This is a genomic window from Leeuwenhoekiella sp. ZYFB001 (assembly GCF_011784865.1).
Taxonomy (GTDB): Bacteria; Bacteroidota; Bacteroidia; order Flavobacteriales; family Flavobacteriaceae; genus Leeuwenhoekiella; species Leeuwenhoekiella palythoae.
In genome coordinates, this window is record NZ_CP050460.1 from 38057 (window position 1) to 50058 (window position 12002).

8 protein-coding genes are annotated in these 12002 nt (G+C 42.2%); 7 read left to right on the forward strand and 1 reads right to left on the reverse strand.

Translation table 11 applies throughout. The features are described from left to right. Positions 1–35: 35 nt before the first annotated feature. From HCN54_RS00140 to HCN54_RS00170, 7 genes are all read left to right on the forward strand, one after another. A complete protein-coding gene (locus tag HCN54_RS00140) occupies positions 36–1856 on the forward strand; it encodes a sodium:solute symporter family protein (RefSeq protein ID WP_167596087.1) in 1821 nt (606 codons plus the stop codon). A 335-nt stretch (positions 1857–2191) separates the two neighbouring features. Continuing rightward, complete coding sequence (locus tag HCN54_RS00145; RefSeq protein WP_205881695.1) at positions 2192–4603, forward strand: glycoside hydrolase family 3 N-terminal domain-containing protein; 2412 nt, start codon at positions 2192–2194, stop codon at positions 4601–4603. Positions 4604–4611: 8 nt separating this feature from the next. Next, positions 4612–6063 carry an alpha-L-fucosidase gene (locus tag HCN54_RS00150; RefSeq protein ID WP_167596088.1) on the forward strand — a complete coding sequence of 484 codons (1452 nt, stop codon included), beginning with the start codon at positions 4612–4614 and terminating at the stop codon, positions 6061–6063. Between the two features lie 9 nt (positions 6064–6072). After that, positions 6073–7524 carry an alpha-L-fucosidase gene (locus tag HCN54_RS00155; protein ID WP_167596089.1) on the forward strand — a complete coding sequence of 484 codons (1452 nt, stop codon included), beginning with the start codon at positions 6073–6075 and terminating at the stop codon, positions 7522–7524. Positions 7525–7529: 5 nt separating this feature from the next. Continuing rightward, positions 7530–9392 carry a glycoside hydrolase family 35 protein gene (locus HCN54_RS00160; RefSeq protein ID WP_167596090.1) on the forward strand — a complete coding sequence of 621 codons (1863 nt, stop codon included), beginning with the start codon at positions 7530–7532 and terminating at the stop codon, positions 9390–9392. Positions 9393–9403: 11 nt separating this feature from the next. Continuing rightward, the gene (locus HCN54_RS00165) at positions 9404–10039 is read left to right on the forward strand and encodes a copper homeostasis protein CutC (protein ID WP_167596091.1); all 636 of its coding nucleotides are present in this window, start codon (positions 9404–9406) and stop codon (positions 10037–10039) included. Positions 10040–10042: 3 nt separating this feature from the next. Next, positions 10043–11098, forward strand: coding sequence for a sialidase family protein (locus tag HCN54_RS00170; protein WP_167596092.1), 1056 nt, complete (start codon positions 10043–10045; stop codon positions 11096–11098). A 1-nt stretch (position 11099) separates the two neighbouring features. Here the strand turns inward: HCN54_RS00170 and HCN54_RS00175 are convergent, their stop codons facing one another. Next, positions 11100–11852, reverse strand: a complete 753-nt coding sequence (locus HCN54_RS00175; protein ID WP_072985093.1) for a DeoR/GlpR family DNA-binding transcription regulator — start codon at positions 11850–11852, stop codon at positions 11100–11102. Between the last annotated feature and the right edge of the window lie 150 nt (positions 11853–12002).

Here is a 12002-nt window from a genome sequence, read left to right on the forward strand (position 1 = left end):
CAAAAAAGAACTTTAACATAAACGAATATTCATCTATGGTAGCTTTAGAAACACTTGATTATGCCATTATCATTGGCTTTTTTGCAACAACCCTGATTGTCGGACTTCTCGTTGCAAAAAAATCAGGTAAAAGCTCTTCTGAATATTTTCTTTCAGGCCGAAACATGCCGTGGTGGTTGTTGGGGATCTCTATGGTGGCCACAACCTTCTCGACAGATACGCCTAACTTGGTTACTGATATTGTACGTAATCAAGGTGTAAGCGGTAACTGGGTTTGGTGGGCGTTCTTGATCACCGGCTTACTCACTGTTTTTGTCTATGCAAAACTCTGGAGAAAGTCTGAAGTCAACACCGATATCGAGTTTTATGAATTGCGCTACGGCGGAAAACCTGCGAAGTTTTTACGTGGTTTTCGAGCAGTATATTTAGGTGTGATTTTCAACGTAATGGCGATGAGTGCAGTAACGCTTGCTGCTATTAAAATCGGGCAAATTATGCTTGGCTTAACACCGTTAGAAACCATAGGTTATGCTGGATTGGTTACCGTGATCTTCAGTACGATCGGAGGGTTTAAAGGCGTTGTTTATACTGATTTTATTCTCTTTTTTGCTGCAATGGCAGGTGGTATTGGCGCAGCATATTATTGCGTAAATCTACCCGAAGTTGGTGGGATGGAAGGTCTAATGGCGAATGAAGCGGTTATTAACAAAATAAATATACTTCCTGATTTTAATGATACCACGACCCTGATCACACTATTGATTATTCCGCTTGCGGTACAGTGGTGGAGCGCTTGGTATCCAGGTGCAGAACCCGGAGGTGGTGGTTATATTGCGCAGCGTATGCTTGCGGCTAAAGATGAGAATCACGCAATTGGAGCAACCTTTTTCTTCAATGCTTTGCACTATGCGTTGCGTCCTTGGCCGTGGATCTTAGTAGCCTTAGCTTCAATTGTAGTATATCCTGATATTGCCAGCATTCACGAGGCATTCCCAAATATTGTGGAAAGTAAATTGGGTGATGATTTGGCGTATTCTGCTATGTTGACCAAACTACCAAGCGGATTGCTAGGTTTGGTAATGGCGTCACTGATTGCAGCCTATATGTCAACAATTTCAACGCATTTGAACTGGGGTTCATCGTACGTAGTAAATGACTTTTACGCACGCTATGTTAAACCGAAAGCCTCTCAAAAAGAACTGGTAAATGTAGGCCGAATTTCAACAGTATTGTTGATGGTAGTAAGTTCAGGGGTTGCGTTACTATTGACTAATGCATATCAACTCTTCAACATTATCTTGATGTTTGGAGCAGGTACCGGATTGATATTTATTCTACGCTGGTTTTGGTGGAGAATCAACGCGTGGAGTGAGATCTCTGCAATGTTTTCTTCAGGAATTATTTCCATTCTTTTCAACTTTACTTCTTTAGGAGTGGTGCTCTTTGGTACCGCCGAAGCAGATGGTGTATTGCCTAACTGGTCAACCTATCCTGTTGTAGTGCTTTTAACTACAATTGTTTGGTTAGCAGTTACCTTCTTGACGCGCCCTGAAAAGGATAAAACCTTATTTGATTTTTATAAACAAACACAACCCGGTGGTCCCGGTTGGGAGAAAATTATTATTAAAGCACGTGCCCAAGGTGTTGCTTTAGTTACGACCAATCAGAAATGGTCTGTTCCTGCGGGTATTTTAGCCACATTGGTAGGTTGTGTCACAATATATGGTGCGCTTTTTAGCACCGGATACTGGATTTACGGGTATTATACCCAAGCCAGCATCCTAACGTTACTCACGCTGATTGCAACCATAGCCCTGGTGAAGCTATGGCAGCGCATAAAAACGAGAGTTTTTTGAGTTTTTTTAAATTGTTTCTGGTGAAAAGGGTGCTCGCAAAAGCACCCTTTTTTTGTTTAAGCGAAGACCTGCTTTGGGATTAACTTTATACTAATTTAATATTTAATCTTTAAACCAAGTACAACGTTTTCAAAGGCTGGAGGCGATTACACCTACTTTACAAACATTTAAAAAAATCTTAATATTTAGCGTTACTAAGCTACGTTCAGCGGTTATTCAGCGATTATTTTTCAAATCTGTTGAATGTTCTTTTAGTTTTAAAAAGCTTATTGTTGAAATTCTAACGTAAAGTTTGCGTTTTTCACAAAGCGATACCAAAATTGATAAAGAACCTTATGTGTTATATTTATTTGAAGAAGTTGTTTGCCACTGTGTTCGTGCTTGTTTTCGCAGTGGCGCAGCTTTGCGCTCAAGAAGAAGTTCCTGTAAATGCAGTCTATAAGAATGCGCAGGCGCCAATAGAAGATCGCGTTACCGATCTCGTAGAGCGTATGACCATCGAAGAAAAGGTAGGACAACTCACTACACTTTTGGGATGGAAAATGTACACAAAAACTGGTAATTCGGTTAAAGCAAGCGAAGCGCTAAAAACGGCGATCGAAGAACAGAAAATTGGCGCCCTTTGGGGGGTGATGCGTGCCGATCCCTGGACGCAAAAAACCTTGTCAAATGGTCTGAATCCGGAACTCGCTGCAAAAGCGACTAACGCCATTCAAAAAGTTGCTATCGAAGAAAGCCGATTAGGAATCCCCTTATTTCTGGCGGAAGAAGCGATGCACGGCCATATGGCTATTGGGACTACCGAATTTCCATCAGCCATAGGTCAGGCGAGTACCTTTAATCCGCAATTGAATAAAAAAATGGGAGCCGCTGTAGCAAAAGAATTACGTGCTCAAGGGGCGCACATTGGTTACGGTCCTATTCTGGATCTTGCACGTGAACCGCGCTGGTCCCGTGTAGAAGAGACCTTCGGCGAAGATCCTTATTTGATTTCTGAAATGGGATTGGGCGTTATCGAAGGCTTTCAAGGTGAAGGAATAGAAAATCCTGAAAGTGTAATTTCTACTTTAAAGCATTTTGCTGCATACGGCGTTTCAGAAGGTGGTCACAACGGTGATGCAGTACATATTGGGCAACGCGAACTCATGCAAGATTATATGTATCCGTTTAAAAAAGCAATCGATGCTGGTGTGCTTTCTGTAATGACGGCGTACAGTTCGGTTGATGGAATTCCGAGTACTTCAAATAAAGCCTTGCTTACCGGTTTATTGCGCGAGCAATGGGGTTTTGAAGGATTTGTGGTTTCAGACTTGGCAAGCATCGAAGGTATTAAAGGTGATCATCACGCGGCTGCAACTTTTGAGGATGCTGCTGCCTTGGCGATGAACGCCGGTGTAGATTCAGATTTAGGTGGGAATGGCTTTGACGATGAATTACTCAACGCTTTTGAAAATGGAAAAGTTTCTGAAGCGCGCTTAGATGAAGCTGTAAAATATGTATTGCGTTTAAAGTTTAAAATGGGCCTTTTTGAAAATCCGTATGTAGAAGAAAAGGCGCCTAAAAAAGTTGTGCGAAGCGCGGCACATATTGCGATCGCAAAAGAAATGGCGCTGGAAGGCGTGACCTTACTTAAAAATGAGAACGGGTTGCTTCCGCTATCTAAAGATCTTAAAAAAATAGCAGTGATCGGTCCTAACGCTGATATGATGTATAATCAATTAGGCGACTATACTGCGCCTCAAGAACCCGAATTTATCGTAACGCCTCTGGAAGGAATTCGTGCCAAAATGCCAAAGGCTGAAATCACTTATGTAAAAGGAACAGCCATTCGCGATACCACTCAAACTGATATTCCTGCGGCGGTTGCAGCGGCCAAAAGCGCTGAAGTAGCTATTGTGGTGCTCGGTGGTTCTAGCGCACGTGATTTTAAAACAGAATACTTAGAGACGGGTGCAGCGACCGTTTCCTCAAAAGAGGATCAAGTTTTAAGTGATATGGAAAGTGGAGAAGGTTATGACCGTTCTACTTTAGATCTTATGGGAAAACAATTAGAGCTTTTACAGGCGGTAGAAGCGACAGGAACTCCCACAATATTAGTGTTGATTACCGGCAGACCTTTGTTGATCAATTGGCCTGCCAAACACATTCCTGCAATCATAGACACGTGGTATCCCGGCTCACAGGGTGGTCACGCGCTGGCAGATGTTTTATTTGGTGATTATAATCCGGCGGGGCGCTTGCCGGTCTCGATCCCAAAATCGGTTGGGCAATCTCCTGTGTATTATAACCACTGGTGGCCTAAACGGCGCGATTATGTTGAAGAAACTTCGGAACCATTATATGCTTTTGGTCACGGCTTGAGCTATACCACTTTTGACTATTCAGATTTGAAAATTTCGCAAAGCGGAAATGCTGCAAACACAACCATTGAAGTTTCGGTTGATGTGAAAAATACCGGAGATAGGGATGGAGACGAAGTCGTTCAGCTGTACCTAAGCGATGTGGTGAGTAGCGTGGTCACTCCGGTAAAACAATTACGCGGTTTTGAACGTATTCATTTAGCCAAAAGCGAAAGCAAAACAGTGACTTTTTCCTTAACACTGGCAGAATTAGCGCTTTATGATGCCGAAATGAATCACGTAGCCGAAGCCGGCGAATTTGAAGTTCAATTAGGAGCTTCTTCTCAAGATATTAGACTTAAAGAACGTTTTGAACTTTCAGAATCTATACAACTTTCAAACAACTAACGATACTTATGCGAGACCTTTCATACTCTAAGTTTTTTTATGTTTTAGCTGTGCTGCTGTGCTCCCTAGCCGGCAGCAACAGCTTATTTGCTCAAGGCGGCAACTTGCACGAGCAATCCAAAATATATCAAGCACCTATCGACCCTCAGGTAAAGGAAAAACTTGCTGTTTGGGGCGATCAAAAGTTTGGAATGCTTATTCACTGGGGCGTGTATGCAGTTCCCGGAATTATCGAGAGTTGGCAAATTTGCTCTGAGCCTTGGCTGGAGCGTCCTGAAGGAATCTCATACAACGACTATAAAAAATGGTATTGGAACTTGAGTTCAGTTTTCAATCCCGTGAATTTTGATCCGGATCAATGGGCCGAGGCTGCAGCTGATGCCGGAATGAAATATGTGGTTTTTACTACGAAGCACCACGACGGTTTCAATATGTTTGATACCCAGCAAACCGATTATAAAATCACCAACGGACCTTTCAAAAACCATCCAAAAGCCAATGTCGCCAAATATGTATTTGAGGCATTTAGAAAGAAAGATTTTATGATCGGCGCTTATTTTTCTAAACCAGACTGGCATTCGCAAGATTTCTGGTGGGATAAATATGCAACACCAGACCGTAATGTGAATTATGACATCAGAAAGTATCCTGAAAAATGGAAAAGCTTTCAGGATTTCACATTCAACCAGATCAGTGAGTTGATGCACGATTATGGGTCTATAGACATTTTATGGTTAGATGGTGGCTGGGTACGCCCGCGTGAGACTGTAACCGATGAAGTGCGTGCCTGGGGAGCTCCAATTCCGGAATTCAGTCAGGAGATCGATATGCCGCGTATCGCAAAAATGGCACGCGAAGCGCAGCCGGGAATCATCTTTGCAGACCGTACGGTTCACGGGCCTTACGAGAACTATCAAACTCCTGAGCGTTCGATCCCGGAAACCAAACTAGATCATCCTTGGGAAACCAATATGACCTTAGGAAACAACTGGGGTTATGTGCCTAATGATAACTTTAAAACTTCGGCAAAAGTGATTCATAGTTTAGTTGAAGTGGTAGCCAAAGGCGGAAACATGCTTTTAGGTGTTGGCCCGCAACCAGACGGTTTATTACCTCCTGATGCACTTCCTATTCTTACTGAAATAGGAAATTGGTTAGACACAAACGGTGAGGCAATTTACGGTACCCACGCGATCGATCATTATCACAGTGAGGCAACCTATTTTACGGCAAACGACACAAATACCTTTGCAATCACCTTATTGACCGAAGGTGAAGCGGTACCCAATACGGTGAGCTGGGAAGGAAATCTTCCTAAAAAAGGAACTAGCCTTAAACTGGTAAGTACTGGGAAAAAACTAAACTATATGATTAAAGATAATCTAGTAACCGTAAAGCTTCCTGCTTCGGTAAGAAACGCCGCAAAAGCAGCGCTTGCATTTTCTTATAAATCAGAATAAACGCTTTGTATGAATAGATTCTATATTCCTTTTTTAAGTTTTTTATTGTGTGGTCTTGTGGCTTGCGAATCTTCAAATGATGGTGTCCCTGAGCCTTATGGTGCAGTGCCTTCAGAAGATCAACTCGCTTGGTATGATATGGAAATGAATGCCTTTATTCATTTTACCATAAACACCTTTACCGATAAAGAATGGGGTTATGGAGATGAATCTCCAGCGCTTTTTAATCCGTCTGAATTGGACACAGATCAGTGGATGTCTGTTTTGGAAGAAACCGGTTTTAGCGGAACCATTCTAACTGCAAAACACCACGATGGTTTTGCTTTGTGGCCTTCAGCATACACAGAGCACGATATAGCTTCGAGTCCGTATAAAGATGGAAAAGGGGATTTAGTAAAAGAAGTTGCAGAAGCTGCTAAAGCGCACGGATTAGAGTTTGGGGTTTATTTATCGCCTTGGGATCGTAATCGTGCCGATTATGGTGAAGCATCTTACATCACGTATTACCGCAATCAACTTAAGGAATTGTTCACTGGTTACGGGCCTGTTTTTGAAATGTGGTTTGATGGCGCTAACGGAGGCGACGGCTACTATGGCGGCGCTAATGAAGAGCGCAAGATCGATCGTCAAAATTATTATGATTGGCCCACAACGTTGAAAATGGTTGACTCGATGCAGCCGCCGGTATTGTTTTTTAGCGATGCAGGACCAGATTTGCGTTGGGTAGGAAATGAGCGCGGAATAGGCGGCGAAACCCATTGGAACACGATTACAACAGATACGCTTTATGCCGGTAAAGCAGGAATCGAAGAACTCTTGCAAAGCGGAACCAAAGATGGGAAAAGCTGGATTCCGGCAGAGGTGAATACATCGATTCGTCCAGGGTGGTTTTATCACGCTTCAGAAGATTCGCTGGTACGCTCTCCAGAAAATTTATTTGAATTGTACCTGACTTCTGTAGGTCGAGGTTCAACCTTATTGTTGAATATTCCGCCAGACCGTCGCGGCTTATTTCACGAGAATGATGTTGCGTCACTTCGTGGATTCAGAAAAATATTAGATAGCGTTTTTGCTGAAAACTTAGCTGAAAAAGCTACTGCTATCGCAACTCCTGTGCGTGGCGATAAGCCAGTTTACGCTGCAGACAAAGTGCTTGATGGCGATGCAGAAACTTATTGGGCAACAAATGACGGTGTAACTACCGGAAGCATAGAATTGAACTGGGATGCGCCGCAAACACTGAATTATATTTCACTTCAGGAGTATATCAAACTCGGTCAGCGCGTGGCTGCATTTACGGTTTCTGTTTGGGAGGATAGTGCTTGGAAAGAAGTGCAAAACCAAACGACGATCGGGCATAAACGCATCCTGAAATTAAATGGTGTGGAAACGTCAAAACTTAAAATCGAGATCACCGAAGCATTAGCTTGCCCATTGATCTCTAACATCGAAGTATACTAGATTCTATGCAAGTTGTACGAACAAACTTTTTCGCTTTAGTCCTTATTATGCTGAGTTTTGGCTTTGCTCAAGCTCAGGATGATGCCCCATTCAAAATAGAAAATGGCTCTTTTGTATATAATGGAAAGCCAACGCCTATTTACTCCGGCGAGATGCATTACGAGCGTATTCCAAAGGAATATTGGCGTCATCGCATTCAGATGATGAAAGCGATGGGTTTGAATACCATTGCCACCTACGTATTCTGGAATTACCACAATCCGGCTCCCGGAGTTTGGGATTTTAAAACCGGAAATCGCAACGTAGCCGAGTTCATTAAAATCGCTAAGGAAGAAGAGATGTTTGTCATTTTACGTCCGGGACCCTATGCCTGTGGTGAGTGGGAATTTGGCGGCTATCCTTGGTTTTTACAAAACATTCCGGGGCTTAAAGTGCGCGAGAACAATGCGCAATTTTTAGCAGCTTGTAAAGAATACATCAACGAACTCGCTAAACAAGTTGCGGTTTTACAGGTTAATAATGGTGGAAATATCATTATGACGCAGGTAGAGAATGAGTTTGGTTCGTATGTGGCTCAGCGGGAAGATATCGCTCCTGAAGATCATAAAGCATATAAAGAAGCTATTTTCAAAATGCTGAAAGATGCCGGTTTTCAGGCACCATTTTTCACTTCTGATGGTGCGTGGCTCTTTGAAGGCGGAAGTCTTGAAGGTGTATTGCCTACAGCTAATGGAGAAGGAAATATCGATAACCTGAAAAAGGTGGTCAATAAATTTAATAATAACGAAGGGCCGTATATGGTTGCTGAGTTTTATCCCGGTTGGTTAGATCATTGGGCAGAGCCTTTTGTAAAAATTAGCGCTTCAGATATTGCAAAACAAACTGAAGTGTATCTCAAAAACGGTGTGAATTTCAATTTTTATATGGCCCACGGCGGAACCAATTTCGGTTTTACCTCAGGAGCCAATTATAATGATGAACACGATATTCAGCCGGATATTACCAGCTACGATTATGATGCGCCAATTTCTGAAGCTGGTTGGGTAACTCCTAAATATGACAGTATTCGCGCATTGATGCAAAAATATGCGCCCTATGATATTCCTGCGGTACCGGAGCAAATTCCGGTTATTGAAATTCCGCAGATTCAATTGACAAAAACAATTGATGCGCTTACCAATATCAAAAAGCAAAAACCGGTGACGAGTGATACTCCGCTTACATTTGAGCAACTCGAGCAAGGTTATGGTTATGTGTTGTATAAAAAACGCTTTACGCAGCCTATCAACGGAACGCTTAAAGTGCCCGGGTTACGCGATTTTGCAACCGTTTATGTAAATGGTAAGAAAGTAGGCGAACTCAACCGCGTCTTCAACTCGTATGAAATGCCGATTAAAATTCCATTTAATGGGAGTTTAGAGATCTTGGTAGAAAATATGGGCCGTATCAATTACGGTGCAGAGATCGTAAATAACCTTAAGGGAATTATCGCTCCCGTGAGCATCAACGATTATGAGATCACTGGTGGTTGGGAGATGTATAAAGCGCCCTTTGCTGAAGTGCCGGAAGTTGAAAGTTCAACGGAAATAAAAAGAGGAAGACCTGTTGTGTATTCCGGAAATTTTGATTTGAAAAAGCAGGGAGATACCTTTCTTAATATGAGCGAAATGGGTAAGGGAATCGTTTTTGTAAACGGACATAATTTAGGGCGTTATTGGAAAGTAGGCCCACAGCAAACGCTGTATGTTCCGGGGTGTTGGTTGAAGAAAAAGGACAATACCATTACCATTTTTGAACAGCTTAATGAAGTTGCGGCGACTTCTATTTCCGCACAAAAAACACCGATTCTCGAGGATCTAAAAAATTAAACAAAGCCCCTATGTCAAAAAAATATATCAAAGAAGCTTGCGTAGAAAGCCTAACTCAGGCCATTAAAGCCGAGGAAAAAGGAGCAGACCGCTTGGAGCTTTGTGCTTACCTTGCTTTTGACGGTTTAACGCCGGCTCCAGATCTAATTTCTGAAGTGATCAAGGCGGTTAAGATCCCGATCCGCGTGATGATCAGGCCGCGTAATGGCGACTTTAATTACAGTGAAGAAGAGCTTGAACATATGAAAGCCTGCATAGCCTTTTGTAAGAAAGAAGGCGCTGAGGGTGTAGTTTTTGGTGTTTTAAACGAATCTAAGAAACTCAATATTGAGGCTATTAAAATGCTTACAAAAGCAGCAAAGCCTTTAAGAGTGGTAATTCATAAAGCCATTGATGCAACACCAAATATTGACGCGGCATTAAAAGAGCTTTTGCAGGTTGAAGGTGTAGATACTATACTCACTTCAGGAGGGAAATCTAATGCGTTTGATGGAGCGGAAAATTTAAACCGACTAATAACAATGGCGGGAAATAAACTAGAGATTATGCCTGCCGGAAAAATCACTCAATTCAATTTAACCGAACTTCATCATCTCGTGGAAGCAGAAGCGTATCACGGACGATTGATCGTTGGAGAATTAGCCTAACCAATGCAATTAGAAAAGATCAAAGCACAAGTAGTCGTTTTATTTTTAGGTGTGTTTACTGCGTGTCAAACGAGCGAAACGCCTAAATTAAGTATCGTACAAGAAGGGTTTATTTACGAGAAAGCGCCATTTCCGCAGTGTCACGCTTCAACCTTGGTTGAGGTTCAGGACGGAAGTATTATCGCAGCTTGGTTTGGTGGGGAATACGAGCGGCATCCCGATGTAAGTATCTATCAAAGTAAACTTACAGATACCGTTTGGTCAACACCGCAAAAAATTGCTGACGGTAAGGTAGAAAACGATACACTGAGTTATCCTACGTGGAATCCCGTGCTATTTAAAAATGCCGAAAATACATTGATGCTGTATTACAAAGAAGGTCCGTCGCCATCTTCCTGGTGGGGAAAATTGAAAACTTCTGAAGATAACGGCGCTTCGTGGTCAGCAGCAGAGCAATTACCCGATGGAATTTTAGGTCCTATCAAGAATAAGCCCATCCAGCTTGCAAACGGAAGTATTGTAAGTCCGTCTAGCGTAGAGTCAGAAGATGGTGCAGTTTGGATATCGCATATTGAATTATCAAGCGATAACGGCTATACTTGGGAGCGTGTTGGGATTCCTTCAGCAGATACGGTTAAAGTCATTCAGCCTACTTTGATTCAGCTTAAAAATGGAAATCTGAAAGCTTTATTACGCAGCGATCAGAATTATATTTTAGAAAGTGAAAGTTCAGATCAAGGTAAAACCTGGTCTGAAGCTACCAAGGGAACGATGCTTAATCCCAATAGTGGGATTGATGCGGTTACGCTTGAGAGCGGAAATTTTCTTTTAGTTTACAATCCTACCGAAGCCGGGGCTGATTGGTCAGACGGGCGCAATAAACTCAATCTGGCGTATAGTACAGACGGTTCGCATTGGGAAGATGTGTTGCAGTTAGAAAATGAGGCTGAAGGCGAATTTAGCTATCCTGCGATCATCCAAGATTCAGAAGGTTTGGTGCATATTACATACACGCATAACCGGTCAAAAATAAAATACCTGCAACTTAAGCTGGAGTAATCTAGACCAAGGTTAATTTAATTCCCATCTCTCGAATGCGCTCTGCATCTGCGGCAGATAGGTCTTTGTCCGTAATGATCTCACTAATTTCATCAAGTTCGCAGATCTTAGCTAAACTGCGTTTTCCAAATTTTGAAGAATCTGCCAGAATGATCGTTTTCTGCGCAGCTTCCATCATTTTTTTATTCAAGATTGCCTCTTCAATATTAGTAGTAGTGCAGCCAAAATCGAGATCAATCCCATCAACTCCCATAAAAAATTGATGAGAAGAAATGTGTTGCAAAATATGCTCTGCATAATGCCCTGTAACCGAACCGGAGCGATGGCGAATGTTTCCGCCCAATTGAATAATATCTATATCGCGATGTTTCATCAACTCAATCGCAACGAGAAGCGAAGAGGTGATTACGTTGAGCTTGCCAATGGGTTTAATCGCTTTCGCCAGCTGTTGTACGGTTGTTCCGCTTGCGATAATGATAGAATCGTTTTCCTGGATGCGTTGAGCAGCCGCTTCTGCTATGAGCGATTTTTCTTCGGCAGATATTGAAGCTTTTTCGCTTACGTCGCGCTCGTTCATATAAGGATTTTCTAAAGAGGCACCACCGTGTGTTCTAAAAAGCAAGCCTTTATCTTCCAGAAGTTTCAAATCTTTTCTTATGGTTACGGCTGAGACATCGAGTCGCTCACAAAGGGTCGCAACTTTAACATGTTTCTCTTTTTTTAAAAGATCTAAAATTTCCTGATGACGTTCCATTACTATAAGGTTTGAGCGCATAAAAGCACTACAAATATAAGGTCTTAAAGCGTTTTTAAAAATGGTTTCTTTTAGTTTCGTTTTTAATCGATATTGTGTTTTTTAACAATTTAAACGAAACTTTAACTTTCAAATGAAATCGTTTTAGTA

Bases quoted from the DNA above. Each gene is read 5' to 3' on its own strand.
- HCN54_RS00165 (WP_167596091.1), top strand. From the start codon at position 9,404: ATGTCAAAAAAATATATCAAAGAAGCTTGCGTAGAAAGCCTAACTCAG.
- HCN54_RS00175 (WP_072985093.1), bottom strand. From the start codon at position 11,852: ATGGAACGTCATCAGGAAATTTTAGATCTTTTAAAAAAAGAGAAACAT.
- HCN54_RS00145 (WP_205881695.1), top strand. From the start codon at position 2,192: ATGTGTTATATTTATTTGAAGAAGTTGTTTGCCACTGTGTTCGTGCTT.
- HCN54_RS00155 (WP_167596089.1), top strand. From the start codon at position 6,073: ATGAATAGATTCTATATTCCTTTTTTAAGTTTTTTATTGTGTGGTCTT.
- HCN54_RS00150 (WP_167596088.1), top strand. From the start codon at position 4,612: ATGCGAGACCTTTCATACTCTAAGTTTTTTTATGTTTTAGCTGTGCTG.
- HCN54_RS00170 (WP_167596092.1), top strand. From the start codon at position 10,043: ATGCAATTAGAAAAGATCAAAGCACAAGTAGTCGTTTTATTTTTAGGT.
- HCN54_RS00140 (WP_167596087.1), top strand. From the start codon at position 36: ATGGTAGCTTTAGAAACACTTGATTATGCCATTATCATTGGCTTTTTT.
- HCN54_RS00160 (WP_167596090.1), top strand. From the start codon at position 7,530: ATGCAAGTTGTACGAACAAACTTTTTCGCTTTAGTCCTTATTATGCTG.